The organism is Armatimonadota bacterium (assembly GCA_016125185.1).
In the GTDB taxonomy this organism is placed as follows: domain Bacteria; phylum Armatimonadota; class Fimbriimonadia; order Fimbriimonadales; family Fimbriimonadaceae; genus Fimbriimonas.
In genome coordinates, this window is record WGMG01000004.1 from 47,387 (window position 1) to 65,136 (window position 17,750).

Annotated in this window: 10 protein-coding genes and 1 pseudogene; 8 read left to right on the forward strand and 3 right to left on the reverse strand. The window is 59.1% G+C overall.

The genetic code is table 11. From position 1 onward, the window contains the following. Positions 1–54: 54 nt before the first annotated feature. Positions 55–363 (forward strand): annotated as a pseudogene (locus GC165_05740) (hypothetical protein). Here the strand turns inward: GC165_05740 and GC165_05745 are convergent. From GC165_05745 to GC165_05755, 3 genes are all read right to left on the reverse strand, one after another. Then, positions 360–1,358: an ATP-binding cassette domain-containing protein gene (locus GC165_05745; GenBank protein ID MBI1332362.1), complete on the reverse strand. Its 999-nt coding sequence runs from the start codon at positions 1,356–1,358 to the stop codon at positions 360–362. The pseudogene GC165_05740 and the gene GC165_05745 sit on opposite strands and share 4 nt — an antisense overlap. Positions 1,359–1,385: 27 nt before the next feature. After that, positions 1,386–1,619: a hypothetical protein gene (locus tag GC165_05750; protein MBI1332363.1), complete on the reverse strand. Its 234-nt coding sequence runs from the start codon at positions 1,617–1,619 to the stop codon at positions 1,386–1,388. Positions 1,620–1,822: 203 nt separating this feature from the next. After that, complete coding sequence (locus GC165_05755; GenBank protein ID MBI1332364.1) at positions 1,823–2,230, reverse strand: hypothetical protein; 408 nt, start codon at positions 2,228–2,230, stop codon at positions 1,823–1,825. Positions 2,231–2,635: 405 nt separating this feature from the next. On the opposite strand from GC165_05755, the gene GC165_05760 reads away from it, so the two are divergent. The 7 genes from GC165_05760 to GC165_05790 all read left to right on the forward strand — a co-directional run bounded on the left by GC165_05760 (position 2,636) and on the right by GC165_05790 (position 17,675). Further along, positions 2,636–6,595 carry a DUF4981 domain-containing protein gene (locus GC165_05760; protein MBI1332365.1) on the forward strand — a complete coding sequence of 1,320 codons (3,960 nt, stop codon included), beginning with the start codon at positions 2,636–2,638 and terminating at the stop codon, positions 6,593–6,595. Further along, positions 6,588–8,459 carry a family 20 glycosylhydrolase gene (locus GC165_05765; GenBank protein ID MBI1332366.1) on the forward strand — a complete coding sequence of 624 codons (1,872 nt, stop codon included), beginning with the start codon at positions 6,588–6,590 and terminating at the stop codon, positions 8,457–8,459. Before GC165_05760 ends, GC165_05765 begins: the two co-directional genes overlap by 8 nt. 104 nt (positions 8,460–8,563) lie before the next feature. Then, a complete protein-coding gene (locus GC165_05770; GenBank protein ID MBI1332367.1) occupies positions 8,564–13,330 on the forward strand; it encodes a hypothetical protein in 4,767 nt (1,588 codons plus the stop codon). Next, positions 13,194–15,203 (forward strand): BamA/TamA family outer membrane protein, encoded by a 2,010-nt coding sequence (locus tag GC165_05775; protein MBI1332368.1) that lies wholly within the window; start codon positions 13,194–13,196, stop codon positions 15,201–15,203. Before GC165_05770 ends, GC165_05775 begins: the two co-directional genes overlap by 137 nt. A gap of 20 nt (positions 15,204–15,223) precedes the next feature. After that, entirely contained in the window at positions 15,224–15,868 is a 645-nt protein-coding gene (locus GC165_05780; GenBank protein MBI1332369.1) for a hypothetical protein, read from the forward strand. Then, positions 15,865–16,503: a hypothetical protein gene (locus GC165_05785; GenBank protein ID MBI1332370.1), complete on the forward strand. Its 639-nt coding sequence runs from the start codon at positions 15,865–15,867 to the stop codon at positions 16,501–16,503. The genes GC165_05780 and GC165_05785 overlap by 4 nt, the downstream gene beginning before the upstream one ends. A gap of 236 nt (positions 16,504–16,739) precedes the next feature. Continuing rightward, positions 16,740–17,675 carry an acetamidase gene (locus GC165_05790; GenBank protein MBI1332371.1) on the forward strand — a complete coding sequence of 312 codons (936 nt, stop codon included), beginning with the start codon at positions 16,740–16,742 and terminating at the stop codon, positions 17,673–17,675. Positions 17,676–17,750: the final 75 nt, after the last annotated feature.

Here is a 17,750-nt window from a genome sequence, read left to right on the forward strand (position 1 = left end):
TGCAAATAAATGATACCAAATGCCAATGTTTCACGTTAAAATGTTCAGTGAAACATGAATCAGGTTGAAAAAGGGTTTGTCTTGGGGTTCTTTGCTGGTCAAGGGAGCTTCGGCGGTGACGGTCGCACACCCCATTTGACGCTGAGGATGAACGTTCAACACGAAGGACTCCTCCAGCGTCTCTGCCAAATCCTTCCCGGAAGCTTAATCTACGGCCCCTATGCTCACGGCGACCGGCACTACTACCAATGGATGCTCCGCGGAGACGACCTCGCGAAGGTGGTCGAAGACGGCGTGTTTGAAGAACTAGAGCAGTGGGACGAGCCGAGCTATGCCCGCTACCGGGAAATGGTCGACCGCTATTTCGTATCCGGCAAGCTGAGGTTTCGATCCAAAAAGAGGCGGCGAATCACGTCCTCTAGCGGCGGCTCTTCGACCGAAAGCGTCTGAACCGGAAACGCCCCCAGGATGCCCGATAGCGCAGCCGGAACCTCGGCCCGCGCAACCGTCAAGCACGCCGTGTTGCCCTCCACCGACGACACCGACCCAAATCGCGCAAGGTCGGCTTCAGCCACATCGCGGTCAAATTGAAGCTGAATTTGGCTCTCTCCCGAATCCATTTGCGCCAATTTCTCCAGCGATCCATCGAACACGAGCGTCCCGTGGTCGATGATGACCACCCGCTGACAAAGCTCCTGCACATCCTGCATATAGTGGCTCGTCAGCACGATCGTCGAGCCATCCTGCTCATGAAGCTCCTGCAGAAACTCCCGAATGCGCTTCTGGCTCACCACGTCCAGACCCAGCGTGGGCTCGTCCAGAAAAATAACTTTCGGTGCATAAAGCAACGCCGCCACCAACTCGCACTTCATCCGCTCTCCCAGCGAAAGCCGCCGCACCTGCGTGTCCACCTTGTCGGCCAACTGGAGCGCTTCGATCAACTGGTCCAGGCGCTTTTTGAACAGATCATCAGGCACCTCGTACAGCTCCTTGAACACCAAAAACGAGTCCATCGCCGGCAGGTCCCACCAAAGCTGTTGCTTGTTGCCCATCACCAGCGAAATTCGCTTCAGCATCTCCGGCTTTCGGTCCGTGGGCCGGTACCCCATCACGTGGCACTCGCCGGAGGTCGGATACAAAATCCCGGTCAGCATCTTCAGCGTGGTCGTTTTACCCGCGCCGTTCGGACCCAAAAATCCGACAATTTCGCCTTCCTCGATGGTGAGGTTGACGTCGCTGACCGCCTTTACTTCCGTCCGCTCGGGCCGAATCAGGCTCTTGATCGCGCCGCCAAACCCCTTCCCCCGCTTGGTGGTGAGGTAAGTCTTGCACAGATGGGTGGCTTCGATGATCGGCACGCGTCGGTAAGGTTTACCCGCTTCGGATTAAGATTGCGTCGCCGGTAGGTGGGAACGTAGTTTGGCGAGAAGCTGGTCCAGGTTTTCGAGGCTCGGGAAAATGGCGAGCGTTTTGCCGTTAGAGAATGTGACGAGATAGTGGTCGAGCTTTCCGCGCTTGTAGTAGGGCACCAGCGAGACGATCTCTCGCATGTCTTCGTGGATGGTCAGCGCGTTGCTGACGTAGACCGAGACATGATTGAACCGAGTCTCGATCCTCATTTTGTATAAGGGTTGCCAAAAGTAAGGAAAGGTTAAGAATATTCCCAAGAAATACACGAAAGTGTAAATCTTTCCCGCAATAAACGGCCCTAAGATGATAAGAGTGAAGCCCAAAAAGGCAAGTCGAAGGAGCCAAGGATTCCGACGATAGTGGTAGACAGCAGGTTCCTCGGCCCACCAATGCGGGTTCGGGGCAACCGTCATCATGACCGATTTCTCTCTCGGCTAAAGACGCCAAGCAGCCCGGGTCCGAAGTGAAAGAGCGCGAACGGCAATACCATAACATACATGATAAGACCCGTCGAAACAAGCTCTTGCCACGACGCCTTCGTCGTCCGAAGGCTATCGAAGACCTGCCACACAAAGCCAAAGAGCACAACCCCCGCGATGGTCAGCGACGAACGAACCGACAAAACGCGCGACGGCACCCGCTGCTCAAGATATCGAAGCCCGGAGTACGCCCCAAGGGTGAGCAAAGCCATGAACCACGCCATCGCGATATTCTTGAATGCGATGGCAACGGTCAAGGTGATGAGGATGGCAAGGATCGGCCCGAAAGCCCAATCGCGAATCGCCCACCGCTCCCAGTTCACCGCCTCTCGACCAACCACCGTAGTGTCATTGTAACACGGCCCTTGTAAAACGGCTTTAAGGGTGCGGACTCCAAGCCCTCGAAATCCGATGAACGAAGTTCAACGTTTTGGGAAGGTGGGCATCACGAAGTTCCCGCCATAGGGAAATGTCTACGATTCCGAGAGGCGAAGCAGAATCGGACAGCCAAGCGAATCGGGATTACCTACCAAAAAGGAAGCCCCCGGGAGCTATGAGCATCACGCTTACCTAGGTGGTACCACCTACCTCACCTCTTCGCAGACTCCTATCGTCGCGCGAAGATCCTCTCCTAAGAGGAGAGGAATCGGGCTGTCGATAAACTCCCCAGCATGCCCACTAACCCCGCTACCCACTTGTGGAGGATGAGCAGACCGTAGGCGAATCGGAGGGAAAGAAAGCGGTCAATGGAAGTCAAGCTCCTGGGAAGGTGGGCATCTTGCCCACCAACCACCCCAAATCAGGAAAGCGCTTTCCTGATTTCGCAAAAAAACCGCGAAAACCGCCCGCCACACCTTCAAAAACCCCGCCTAATCAGGCAAACTTTTCCAATGGCGGCTCTCTCGCTGATGTTCCTCCTCGCTTGGCAAGGCGCCAAGCCCCAACCGACCCAGATCCTGCCCCCCAACCTTCTCGAGTGGCAAGACCCCCAAGTCGTAGGCGTCAACAAGCTCCCGCCGCGCGCCGAGGCTATCCCCTTTGCCGACGCCAATTCCGCCATCGAGGCCGACCGCGACAAGTCGCCATTCTACAAATCCCTCAATGGCAACTGGAAGTTCTGGTGGTGCGGACGCCCCGCCGATCGTCCCGTCGACTTCTATAAAACGGACTTCAACGACAACACCTGGAAGACCATCCCCGTCCCTTCCACCATGGAAATGCAGGGCTACGGCGGCCTTCACTACACCAACGTCCGCTACCCGTTCCCCGCCAATCCGCCCTTCGTCGATGAGAACTACGACCCCGTGGGCTCTTACCGAACCTCCTTCGAGGTCCCGGCCGACTGGTCCACCCGCCGCACCATCATCCGCTTCGGCGGCGTCTACGCCGGCTTTTACATCTGGCTCAATGGCCAAAAGGTCGGCTGGAGCGAGGACAGCAAAGGCCCCGCCGAATTCGACCTCACCAACTTCATCAAGCCCGGCAAAAACCTCCTCGCCGTCGAGGTCTACCGCTGGACCGACGGCTCCTACTTGGAGGACCAAGACATGCTCCGCTGGAGCGGCATCTTCCGCGATGTCGCCCTCATGAGCACACCGAAGAGCTACATCCGCGACTTCAAAATCGACGCCAACCCGCTCAACGGTAGCGCCGAAGTCTCCATTTCCGCCGACGTCCTCGGCGTCGCCACGAGCTCGCTCACGCTCGACGCCGACATCTACGACGCCAATGGCAAGCAGGTCTCCAAGTCCGAAATCAAGGTCAGCGGCGGCCCCGTCCAGCCTCAAACCGAAAGCAAGCCGACCATCCGAACCGTGTTCGAAAATGCCAAGCTCTGGTCCGCCGAAACTCCCAATCTGTACACAGCCGTTCTGCAACTGAAGGACGATACCAACCACACCATTCACACCGTCTCCACCAAGATCGGCGTGCGCAAACTGGAATGGAAGGATGGAATCTTCAAGGTCAACGGCGTACCCGTCAAGCTCCTTGGCGCCGACCGCCACGAGGCCGACCCGCACACCGGCATCGTCCTCTCCCGCGCCCGCATGGAGCAGGACGCTAAAATGTACAAACAGTTCAACCTTAACGCGGTCCGTTGTTCGCACTACATGAACGACCCGTACTGGTACGAACTCTGCGATAAGTACGGCATCTACGTCGTCGATGAGGCCAACATCGAGTCGCACGGCATGGGCTACAACCTCAATCGCACGCTCGGCAACCAGCCGATCTGGCAGAAGGCCCACCTCGACCGCACCCAGCGCCTCGTCGAATGCCACAAGAACCACCCCAGTATCGTCATGTGGTCCCTCGGCAACGAGGCTGGCTCCGGGGTCAACTTCGAAGCCACCGCCAACCTAGTCCACCAGCTTGACCCCACCCGACCGGTCCACTACGAACGATACAACGAGGTCGCCGACGTCGAATCGGTGATGTACCCCAGCGTCGACTACGTCCGCTCATCCGGCCAAAAGTCCGACAACAAAAAACCGTTCTTCCTCTGCGAATACGCCCACGCCATGGGCAACTCCGTCGGCAACCTCCGCGAGTACGTCGAGCAGTTCGACGCCTACCCGCGACTGATGGGCGGATGCATCTGGGACTGGGTCGACCAGTCCGTCGAGCAGATCGGCCCCGATGGCCGACCGTTCTACGCCTACGGCGGCGACTGGGACGACCAGCCGAACGACGGCCCCTTCTGCGATAACGGAATCGTCCTCCCTGACCGCCAAATCACACCCAAGCTCTGGGAAGTCAAAAAGATCTACCAGCGCGTGGCCATCACCTCCGATGAGCCCGGAACCGGCAAAATCCACGTCCAAAACAAGTTCGCCTTCACCAACCTCAACCAGTACGACTGGAGTTGGACCCTCAGCGAGGACGGCAAGCAGATTTCCGGCGGCACGATTCCCTCCCCCGACATCGCCCCTGGCACGACCAAGGATGTCCAAGTCCCCATCGGCATGACCATCAAGAAGCCGGGCCGCGAGTACTTCCTCCGCGTCTCGCTCAAGACCAAAACCGACACCGAATGGGCGAAAGCCGGCCACGAAATCGCGTGGGAGCAACTGCAGGTTGCCAACCCGCTGATGGCCCAAGTCGCCCGCCTGGACACCATGCCCGCCCTAACGGTCAACGAGTCCGACCAAAAGGTCGACCTCACCGCCTCCGGCGTGTCCATGTCCTTCGACAAGGATTCCGGACTCCTCTCCAGCTACAAAATCGATGGCAAGGAAACCCTCGTCCGTGGTCCGTGGATGAACACCTTCCGGGCGTTCATCGACAACGATAATTGGTTCCAGGGTGCCTATTGGGCGTCTGGCCTCGGCTCGATGGCCCACCGCGAAATCACCACCAGCGTCGAAAAGCTCAGCGCCGTTGCCGCCCGTGTCACCGTCCTCATGGACTGCCGGGGCTTCAAAGGTCGGGGCTTCTTCCACAAGGCCACTTACACCGTCCTCGGCGATGGCTCCATCACCGTCGATAACGACTTCACCCCCGTCGGCGACCTGCCGCCGCTCCCGAAGATCGGCCTCGATCTTCGCATGGGCGCGCAGTACGACACCTTCACATGGTTCGGACGTGGCCCATTCGAGAGCTATCCCGACCGCAAGGATGCCGCCGATGTCGGCCTCTATTCGGGCAGCGTCGAAGACCAGTATCAGCAGTACGTCCGCCCGCAGGATAACGGCAACAAGGAGGACGTCCGCTGGGCCGCCCTCACCGACTCCGAAGGCACCGGCCTGATGTTCCAGGCGTGGGGTCACCTCGCCGTCACCGTCAGCAAGTTCGATCCGCGCGACGTCGATAACTCGCGCCACGAAAACGGCGAGCCACGCAAGAACATTCCGTTCTATCCGCGCAACGAAACCATCGTCAGCCTCGACGCCCAGCAGATGGGCCTCGGCGGCGCGTCGTGCGGCCCCGGCCCGCTTCAGCAGTACCTCTGCAAGCCCGGCGCACGAACCTGGCGCGTGGCCTTCAAGCCCGTCCGCAAGGGCGAGTTCGGCGATGGCCGCGTGGTCATCCCCGTCGCCCCGGTGCCAACCGTCTCGCGCAACGAGGAAGGCACGCTCAAGATCGGCGATATCGACCCCCGAGGGCGAATCTTCCGCATGAACGGCCAGGCCACCGAGTCGATCGCACCCGAGTCCGACTTCGCCAAGGGCGGAACCATGAGCGTGTTCCAGACCATCCCCGAATGGGTCCCGAGCCCGATGGTCAGCAAGGACTACCCGCTCCTCGTGCCCGTCTACCGACTGGCGCAGAAGGACATCCGCGTCCTCACCTTCGATAGCGAAGAGCCCGGCGAAGGCGTGGTCTCCCATCTATTCGATGGCGACCCCTCGACCTTCTGGCACACCAACTATAGCGACGGCGTGCACCGGCATCCCCACTTCGTAGTGGTGGACCTCGGGCGAGAAGTCGATCTCTCCGGTCTCGACTATCTTCCTCGGCAAGAGCAGGCCAATGGCCGCGTCGGCAAGTACGAGATTCGCGCCGGTCTCATCCAGGACCAGCTCGCCCTCGTCGCCAGCGGGACGTTTGCCAACAACGCCAACCTCCAACGGGTGACGTTCGACAAGCCCGTGAAGGCCCGCTACGTCGAGTTCCGGGCGCTAGATGAGGTCAACGGCAACGAGTGGACTAGCATCGCCGAGCTGAACTTCCTCACCGACAAGAAGGAGAACGCCGGTGGTTAGCCTCTTTGCCGCCGCCCTCGCGACTGTCCAGTATCCCATCATCCCCGAGCCGGTCACGGTGATCCAACAGCCGGGCCACTTTTCCTTCAACGAGGGCACCGTCCTCGTGGCCGACAAGGGCCTGAAGAAGGTCGCCGACATGGCCCGGGGCTACTTCCATCTCCACGATGGCACCGGCAAACAAAACGCCGTAGTTCTCAAAATCGACAAGTCTTTGAATTTGAATGATGAAGGCTATCGTCTCATAATCGACAAAGACACCGTCGAAATCTCCGGCAAATCCCCGGCCGGCGTCTTCTACGGCCTCCAAAGCCTCCGCCAACTCGTCCCCCTCGAAGGCTGGAAGGGCGCGACGTCCTACGATGTTCCCGCCGTCATCATCGAAGACGAGCCCCGCTTCAAGTGGCGCGGCGCGATGCTGGACACTGGGCGAAACTTCATGCCCAAAGAGTTCATCAAGAAGTTCATCGACACACTCGCCCTCCACAAAATGAACTCGTTCCATTGGCACCTGACCGAAGATCAGGGCTGGCGATTGGAAATCAAGAAGTATCCAAAACTCACGTCCGTCGGTTCAAAACGTGCCAAAACCATGCTCCGCTACAGCCCGGCCGAGTACGACGAAACCCCCTACGGCGGCTTCTATACGCAGGAAGACGCCAAGGAAATCGTCAAATACGCCGCCGATCGGTTCGTAAACGTGGTGCCGGAAATCGAGATGCCCGGCCACTCGCAAGCCGCCATTGCCGCCTATCCCGAGCTTGGCAACACGGGTGAACAGCTTCCTGTCGCGACCACGTGGGGCGTCATCAAGCACGTCTACAATCCCGAAGAGAAGACCATCCAATTCCTTAAAGACGTCCTCGACGAGGTCATGGCGATCTTCCCGTCCAAGTTCATCCACATCGGCGGCGACGAGTGCCCCAAGGACGAGTGGAAGGCCAGCCCGCGCGTGCAAGAGCTCATCAAGGAGCGCGGCCTCAAGGACGAGCACGAGATGCAAAGCTGGTTCGTGAAGCAGATCGACCAGTACCTGGCGTCGAAGGGACGCCGTCTCATCGGCTGGGATGAAATCCTCGAGGGCGGCCTCGCCCCCGGCGCAACCGTCATGAGCTGGCGTGGCGAAAAGGGCGGCATCGAAGCCGCCGCATCTGGCCACGACGTAGTCATGGCCTCCAACGGCGCGTTGTACTTCGACTACTATCAGGCGGACCCCAAAACCGAGCCTCACGCCATTGGTGGCTTCCTGCCGCTCCGCAAGGTGTACGACTTCGACCTCGTGCCTGCCGCCGTCCCCGAGGCCAACCGCAAGCACATTTTGGGCGGCCAGTTCCAACTCTGGACCGAGTACATCCGCACCCCCGAATACGCCGAGTATATGGCCTTCCCGCGCGGCCTCGCCGCCGCCGAAATCTTTTGGACTCCCAAGAACCGAAAGAACTTCCGCGACTTTGTCGACCGCCTCCGCGTGGACCTCACCAAGCTGAACATCAATGCTCGCCCGCTGGACGCCAACCTCGGCCTTCCGACGGCGGAATGGAAGGCGGGGCAGGTCTCGAACGACTACCAAACCAAGACCTGGGACATCACATCCGGCGTCTCCGGCGACGGCTCGTACACCATCCGCTTCCAATACACGTCCGGGGCCTTCCGCCTAGATGTCGATGGCATCGAAATCCTTGCCAACGGCAAAGTGGTCGGTGGCGATAGCCACTACGGCCGAACCGGCTCGGAGGATGTCGATAACGTCTGGAAAGTGAAGCTGACCGGCGTACCCGTGGGTGCAAAAATCGAGATCCGCGCCAAAGTCCGCGCCGACGGCGGCTCCGACTCGAACGGCGATATCGTCGTGACCAAAGGGTAGCTTGGGAGCGGGAGCTTCTAGCCCTTGCAAGTTCAACGCTCCCAACTTTTGGGACCCAGGGTTGCACTCGCCTTGGCGAAGCGTCGTATCCTATAGGCAGCGGAATGTGGAATGTACCCATACGATTCTTGGTGATGGCCGCCCCGGTAACGGTGGTGACTATCGCGGGCGGAATCTATGCGTACGAGTGCCTCGACACTCTTCTCGCCCCGGGCACCGGGTTCACCATGGACTACGCTACCCCGGCGGGGCCGCTCAAGATCGAGTGCGAGCACTACTCGGTTGACCTCATTCAGCAAACGCTTTTCGCCACCAAGGTCTCCATCAAAAAGGAAGACGGCACCCTCGTAGCCAAAGTGCCTTCGCTAACGGTCAAGGGCCTCTCGGTCGACAGTCTCGCGCCGAAGGTGCAGATCAAGGACGGTGAACTGTGGGTAAGCCGGCTGGCCAACGGCGAAATCGACCTCACCAAGTACTTCGGCCCGTCCGAAGGTGGGCAATCGCAGCAACCGTGGCAGATCAGCCTTCGCGATACCAAAGTGCATTTCCGCGACTGGACGACAGTTGGCGGGCAAAAAAACGATGTGACCATCAGCTCCGGCAACTTTGTCGGCCAGGGCGATACCAGCGAAGGGACAGCCAATGTGGAAGTCGATGGCCTCGCGAAAGGGGTGGTGACCTTCCACAAAAAGCCTGGACTCGTGTCCATCACCGGCAAGCAGCTTGAGGCAAACGTCGCCTCGGTCCTGTCGCGCCTTCGCCAGGGGCAAGAAAAGAAACAGCTCGCCCCTATCGAGAAGCTGAAGGTGGCGGGCGGAATCGTGAAAGGCAACTTCCGGTTTGAGGTGTCCGAGAAAGGGAAGACCCAGTTCACAGCCAACGTCGATTCCGATGTTCTGACGCCGGAGTGGGATCAGTACCGGGCGGATCGGGTTCATTTTGCCGGTATCGTGACCGAGCAGGGTCTGACCGGGAAGGCGGATGTGGACTATCGCGGGCTGAAAGGGCAGGTGGACGGCACCGTGGCCTACGACCCCAAAGTGTCGTTCGGTGCCAACGTGCAAGTGGCGGGTCTGACGCCTGCGCAGATCGAATCGTTCAAGGTCAAGATTCCCAAGGACGTGTCGTTTGGGTCGGCGGATGTGAAAGGTTACGTGACCTACGCCAACGATAAGATCGGATGGAAGGGTTCGGCGACCGTTAATTCGCCCGCCGCGTACGGCCTCAAGTCGACGCGGATGGACGTCGATGTAGCGGTCCAGGGCGACGACGTGCTCGCAACGCTGCATCCGGTCTCGATCGGCTCGACGGTGGTGACGGGCGACTTCGGCTACAACCTTAAGACGCAGGCGATCAAAGGCGCGGTCTCGACCCCCATGGCGAGCGCAAAGGACTTTTCGAAGTGGCTCCCAGCCGAAGTCATGGGAAGCAAGGCCCAGGTGGCGGCGCTGATCGACGGCACGGTCTCGAAGCCCAATGTGATGGTGAAGGGCATGGTCGATCCGCATATCAAATTGGCGGATCGAAAGCTGGACCTTAGCCGGGCCGACTTCGCGCTTCGGTTCGATGGCGACGTCTTCCACCTCGACCGACTGTCGCTGAACGACCAAGTGGGATCGCTATACGCCTCGGGCGACATCGACCTGAAGAAGGGAATGAACGTGCGGGTTGTGGGCAACGGCATCGACCTAGGGCAACTTGCGACGGACACCGAGGGCAAGGTAGACGTTCAGGGGCAGGTTCTGGGCACGCTGGACGCGCCGCACTACATCGGCAAAATGCAGGCCTACGGCGTCGGATATTCCGGCGTGCCGGGCAAGATCATGGCCGTTGCGACCGACTTTAGCGGCGACAAAAAGAACATCCGATTTAAGGATATCGAGGCGATGAAAGAGGCGAGCCAGATCACCGGGTCGGTGGGAATCGGCTTCGATCAGCAGACGCTGGACGGTACGTTCGCCGTCCACGGCATCGACATCCGCGACCTGTACGATGGGCCGGTGGGTGGCGTGCTGGACCTCAAAAACGTCGCGCTCTCGGGCACGATCGGGAGCCCGCTGGTGCAAGGGAACTTCGAAGCGAAGAAGGTGCTGGCGTATAACTTCGCAGTCGATTCCGCTGAGGGATTTGTTAACTATGACGGCCAAAACCTCCACATCATGCGGGGAACTGCAGACTTCGCCAAAGGGCAACTGTCGGATATTGCCGGCGACTTTTCGGTCAAAGACAAGAGCGGAAAGCTGACCGGAAAGTTCGACAAAGTCGATCTCGGCGATGTGACGGAATCGGCGATGCACCCGGTGAAGCAGTCGGACGGCGGAAGCGAGCAGCCGGATGAAGCGCCCCTCCAGTTGGCGGTCAAAGGAAGCACGGGCGGGACGTTTGAGGTGAACGTCGCCAACGGAACGTTTGCAAGCTTTAAGAGCCAAGGCCGCGTGGATGATGTCCACATCAACAAAGCCTTCTTCGGTTCGGGCGATTGGGACGCGTCGTTCGACGGCAAGGCGTGGACGTCGAATGCATTCATCGGCTCGCTGGACGAGTATTTCCGGCTGGATGGAGCCACCTATGTTCCAGACTCGCAGGGCATCGGAGGTGAACTGCTGTGCTACCGGATCCCGATCCAGGATTTGTTGAAGGCGGTAGAACCGAGGCTTGGATTAAGTCAAGATAATCTAGACAAACTTCATCAATTCGATGGCAAGCTCGGGGCGCAGATGGTGTTCGGCGGGAACTTCGATAACCCAACGGTCGACGTTCCCGACCTCGAGGTTTCCAACATCAAGCTGGGCAAAGAGGACCTTGGCAACTTCTCGATCAAGGGCCGGTACCAGAACCGAGACATTTCGGTCCGAGACGGTCTGCTGGAGGGACCGAAGAACAACAAGGTCAACATTCCGTTTGCGGGCGTCGTGACGCTGCCGGATCAATTGGCTCGACCGGACGGTACCGCCCAGTTAGCGGGCACCATCAAAGATACAGGCGAACTCGACATCGCGGGTTCGCTTTACGGCTTCCCGGTCAGTAAGTTTTCTGCGCTGGCACCGACGCTTTCCAATGTCAACGTGTCCGTCGACGAGGCGAACTTTACGCTGAAGGGCACGAAAGACCGTCCAATTCTGAATAGCCAAGTGAAGGTCTCAGCGGCACTAACGCCGAACGGCCAGGGGATGGTGGGCGAAAAGGGCTCGCGACTCCGTACGAATACAGATATCACGGTTCAGCCGGTGAACGGACCGGATGACGGCGCGCTGAAGGTGGACGCGACTGGCAAATTCCGACTCAGTTCGATCGCAGGAACCCTAGATTCGCATTTCTATCTGAACTCGGACTTCGGCTTGGCTCAGAAAACGCCGGTCGATATCCGTGCCAAGCTGGACGGAGACCGAGATGTGTCTAGCTTCTTCAAGGAGCTAGAGGGCGTCGAATTGGGAGACGACGGCGTGAAGTTGAGCGGTGGTTTCGACATCGGCAACACGTTCGAGAACCCGACGGTAGACGGCTCGCTGGACCTCAAGGCAGGGACGGTGCGGTACGGCAAATCACAAGACATTATCGGTCGTCCGCTGGACCTGAACCTCAAAGACCTATCACTGTCGGCGATGGTGGAAAACAATCCGAAGTTCGGCTACCTCTTGCACCTGAAAGCGCGGACGACCTCGAATTACTCCCACACTGACCCGGCGATCCCGGATCAGGGCTACCTGGCGTTCGATGGCAAGCTGTCGATCGATGACTTTGTGAAGCTAAAGCCGAACGATGGATCGTGGAAGGACCGCCAGATCATGGATGCCACGCTGGCGGTGAATAAGTTCGGCGTATTCCAATCGTTCCCGCAAGGCGCCTATGTGCAGGCCACAGTGGATGTGCCGGATCAACCGATCAAGATCGGAGGCACACTGGGCAAACCATCGATTTCGGGTGCCATTGAGTTTGAGGACACGAAGACGATCATCCCCACCCTGAACCCCACCAAGGGCACGGCCACCGAGTCGGTCATCGACCCGACGCTGGACCTGAAATTCTCGGCCAAGCAACCGATAAATATCAAGGCCTCGCTAGCGGAGATCAATGCCAAAGGTGAAGGTTCGGTTAAAGGAACCTTATCAAATCTCAAAGCCGATGGCCTACTGACGGTCGAGAGCGGATCGCTGACTCTGCCGGGCGGGAACGTGAAGCTGTCGCCGGACGGCACGCTCAAGCTTCAGTACGCCAGCACGGGCTTCGACAACAGCGCCAAGCTGGACGCGAACCTGCACGGCGAGACCTCGCTGACGGCGCTGAAGAACGGCGTGACGCCGGAACGGTACGACATCTCGATCGACGTGAAGGGCGACCTGCTCTCGACGACCGACAGCCTGCAGTTGACGGCGAGCAGTCAGCCTGGCGACCTCAGTCAGGACCGCATTCTCCAGCTTCTGGGCCGTACGGACATCCTCACCAACTTCCTGCAGTCGGGCGTGAACAGCAACGTGGAGTCCGAGCTTCGCAACGCCTTCGCTAGCTACGCGCTGCCTTCGCTGCTGAACGGCATCACCACCAAGTTGGCGAAGGACCTCGGCTTCGACTACTTCGGTGTGGACTACAACGCCTTCGAGCAGACGTCGGTGTCGTTCGTCAAGGGCCTGGGGAAGGGCTTCTTCTTGCAGGGGCGGCAGCAGCTTTATCAGCCGCTTCCCGGCCAGCCGACGGCATACGATTTCCGCTTGGCATACCGTCCGCGACGGGGGCCAAATGCCCTGCGCGCCCTCTCTTTCTCGCTCGGAACGGACCAACTACGGCCCTACAAACTGTCCATCGATTTCACGAATCGGATCGCCACGACAAAACGACCGTATCAAACGATCAAACTGCACGTCCCAAGTAAATAACGCAGGTACAGTTATTGTGTTTGCCCAGGGAGGATCGAGTTTAGTGCTGGCTAGAGTTGCAAGTGTCGCGTGTCTGTTCGCCATCGCCGTAGTGGCGCGAGCGCAGGATTCAGGGAAGATCAATGAGATCGCCATTCGTGGCAATAAACGGGTCTCGACGGTCGCCATCAAAGCGAATATGAAGGTGAAGGAAGGCCAGCTCCTGAACCTGGGCGCCCTGAAGGAAGACTGCCAGCACATCCGCGATATGGGTTGGTTTTCCAAGGTGGACTACACCACCACGCCGGTAACCAACGCCGAGGGCAACTCATGGAACGTGACCATCGACGTGCAGGAATACGAAGTCGTGCGCGAAGTAGCGGTGGTCGGCAACAGCGCGATTCCTACTCAAGACATCCTCAAAGTCGTCTCGTTCAAGCCGCCGGCAGGCGCGAAGGACGAGGACCTCAAGCCTTTCAATAACGCGGACCTAGGCCCGACGGCCCAGGCGATCGCCAAGCTTTACACGGACCGAAAACTCTTCGGTCTGGTCGAGGGCATCGGCCCGGATCAGCAGAACCCAGAGACGGTTATCATCAAGGTCAAGGAACTGACGGTCAACTCGGTGACGGTCAAAGGGATGACCTCGACCCGACCCGGAGTCTTTAACCACCTGATCAAGACCAAGCCGGGTGACGCGTACAGTCCGGACAAGTGGTACAAGGACTACTCCCGCATTCTCAGCACGCAGTGGTTCGAGGGCGTCAGCCCGACCCAGCCGTCGCAGTCTGACCAGGAAGAGGGAAGCGTGGACTTGGTGATGAACCTCAACGACGCGCGAACCGGCCTCTTCAACGCCGGCGTCGTGTTGGACCCGCAGAACTCGCTGGCGGGTGCGGTCAGCTACTCGGATTCAAACTTCTTGGGGAGCGGCCAAACGGTCGGATTCAACTATACGCAGGCGACGGCCGGTTATGGCGGAAGCGTGAGCTTGGACTACGCCAACCCGTTCATGGACAGCAAGGATACGGCACTCCGAGTGTCGGTTTACGACCGCCTGAACTTCCGCTTTAGCAGCACGTTTGCAGGGACCACCAATACGGCCGATCAGTACAAGGAACGGCGTACGGGTATGACGATTTCGGCGACGCGACCGGTCAGCGAAAAGATGAGCTTCGGCCTGTCGTCCCGGTACGAGCGCATCAACACCGACAATCCGACGTTGAGTACGTCGGTTGGCTCCGTACCGTATGTTCAGCAGGACGGCGAAGTGGGCTCGTTTGGCCTCACGTCGATCATGAACACTCGCGATCTGGACATCGACCCATCGAAGGGAACGTACCTGCGGGTCGATCTGGAGCCCGGCTACTCGGTGATCCGACCGGTGACGACCTCGCCCCCCGATCTCCGCAACGTCAAGGACGGCCGCTTCGGCTTTGTGAAGCTGAGCTTCGACTATCGCACGTATTACACGCGCAACAAGAAGCCGCGCACCCCGGACGACATTTCGCGTGAAGTTTTCGCCTTTCGTTTGAAAGGAGGCACCGAAACCGGAACTGTTCCGTTCTTCGAGCAGTATTTTGCAGGAGGAAATGATTCGGTTCGAGGCTATAGCGAAGACCGATTCTGGGGCCGCAACTCAGTGGTGGCGACTCTGGAATGGCGCAAGCCGATCCAGGAGCAGTTCAGCTTGGTCACGTTTGTGGACTACGGCGGCGCCTGGGGCGGTTACGCGGGCGTGGCTGGCTTTGAGCAGAGCGCGAAGCCGACGTTCCACTACGGCTACGGTGTGGGTATCCGCTTCCGCACTCCTCTGGGTCCCATCCGCCTCGATTACGCGTTTAACGATCAGGGAAGCTCCCGAGCTCACTTCATGATCGGAACAAGCTTCTAACACAAGGAAATAGAAACTGAATGAATAAGACATATTGGACAGGGTTCCTCTCCGGTACGACGGTTTTGGCGCTGGGCATGACGGCGATTTTGGCCGGCTCGGGCTTTCAGGGCGCCAACCAAAAGATCGGCGTGGTCGACTCGAACGACGTGATCCAGAAAGTGGCCGTCGCGAAGAACCTGATCGAAACGGAAAAGAACCTGCGCACGGACCGCGAGACGGTGGTGCAGTTCTTGGATCGGTACCGCATCATGAAGAAGGAAGATGCGGATAAGTTCAAGACTTTGACCATCAAGCCAAACAAAACGGATGCCGACAAGGCCGAGCTTGAGAAGATCAAGGCTGGGGCCGAAGACTCGCTGAAGAAGTTCAAGGACCTCCAGTTGAAGTCGAGCCCGACCGCCGACGAACTGAAGGCTCTGGACGATTTCCGCAACCGGCAGAGCGAGATGAGCGACTATCTGCAGAGCCTGGTCAACGACTTTAAGCAGGAACTGCAGGATATCCACGACAAGAACCAGAATGACCTGCTTGAGGCATTCAAGGCGGGTCTCGCCGACGTGGGCAAGAAGCAGGGCTACACGCTGGTCATGGACAAGAACGTTGCCCCTTACGGTGCCAACGACTTGACCGACGAAGTCTCGAAGGCCGCGGCGAAGAAATGAAGTCGGGACGCCTAGCTTGGACGGGGTGGATTGTGGCCGCTGGGCTCGCCGGAATGATGGTGGGCAGCGGGTTCCAGACCCCCTCGATCAAGCTGGGCGTCGTCGATTTGAACGGTGTGATCGATAAGAGCGAGGTCGGAAAGACGACCAAGAAGACCTTCGACGACATGAAAGGCGCTCGCGAAGGGGTGCTGGAGTTCATCGACCAATACCGAATCCAGACCATCGAACAAGCCACGCGCATCCGCGAACTGATGCTGAAGAAGGATCGGACCAAGCCGGAGGATGCCGAATTGGACCGCCTAAAGGCGGACGTGATCGCGACCAGCAAGCGATCGCAAGAACTGGCGACGAAGGCCAACCTGACGCCGGAAGAGCGGACGCTGGTGGAAGAGTATTCGCGTCGCAGCCAGATCATCATCGACCTCTCGAACCGATGGCTGCGGGAGTTTGCCGACGAGATGCAGAAGTGGGTCTCGGATCGCAAGGACGAGAACTACGTGAAGGCGCGGGCGGCAGTGAACGAGGTCGCGGCGAAAGACGGATACACGATGGTTTTTGAAGGGACGGTCGCGCTGTACGGTGCGAACGACATCTCTGACGCGGCGCTGACGGCGATGAACGCGAAGCCGTGAGATTTTGAGCTACAAGCTTCTAGCGTCTTAGTTGCAAGCATTTCGTTTGTCTGGCGGACGAAGGTGACCCACCCAGTTCGCCTCCTGCTAGAGCTTGTCGCCCGGCAATCGAAAGCCTGATCGCGGATGGATTCGAACCTGAAATTGTCCGAGGAGTCCCAACGGGATGTAACAGTCTCTTCTGCGATCAGAATTCCTGGCTGACAAGCCCATTTCCGATGCGCCAAAATGCTCCTATGCACCACTCGCTCAAGGCGACTCGCGAGAACCTAAACGGCCATTTTTCACGGGATCTTGCCCCTGTGCTGACCATCGATCCCGGCGACCGGGTGACGTTCGAATGCTTGGACGCGAATTGGGGATTGGAGCCGCACAACGGAACGGATATCGATCGGCGCACGGTTCAGCGACGGCCGGACGGCCTGGACGCCGGACACGCCCTCACCGGGCCGGTTTTCGTCCGCGGAGCAAAGCCCGGTCTGACCCTGAAGGTCAGCATCGAGAGCCTGGCGCTTGGAGGGTGGGGAACCACCTATGTGGGCGGATGGCCGAGCGAGTGGAACGCCAAGCTGGGCGTCGAGAGCGAAGGCGCGATCCTCTGCTGGGAATTCGATTCAGACGGCAAAGTGGCGACGAACCAGTTTGGAGATCGGATCGCGCTGAGTCCGTTCATGGGGGTGTACGGCATGCCGACCGATGTACCTGGCCTCCAATCGACGATTCCGCCTCGGCGCACCGGCGGCAACCTCGACTGCAAAGAACTGGGCGTCGGCTCGGTTCTCTATCTGCCCATCGAGGTCGAGGGTGGGCTGTTCAGCACCGGCGACGGGCACGCGGTGCAGGGTGACGGCGAGGTGTGCATTACGGCCATCGAGGCGGCGGTGGAGGCGGTGACGCTGGCGTTCGAGGTCGTTTCGGACATGCCGCTACGCCGCCCAGTCGCAGAAACGCCGTCGGGATGGGTTGGCCTGGGATTTGGGGCGACTTTGGATGAGGCAATGTTGGACGCGATCGAGACGATGGTCGAGCTCTTGGGATGGCGGTACGGGCTAGATCGGGTGCGGGCGATCGGGTTTTGCAGTCTGGCGGTGGATTTTCGGGTGACTCAGGTCGTGAACGGAACGGTCGGAGTTCATGGGGTCTTGCCGCATGGGAAACTGAAGCTTGGATAGCGCTCGTTTCAAAGTTTGGGAGGTTTGCTCCTGAACCGAACACGGGCAACTCCCAGCTAAGCAGGAGTCGTTGTC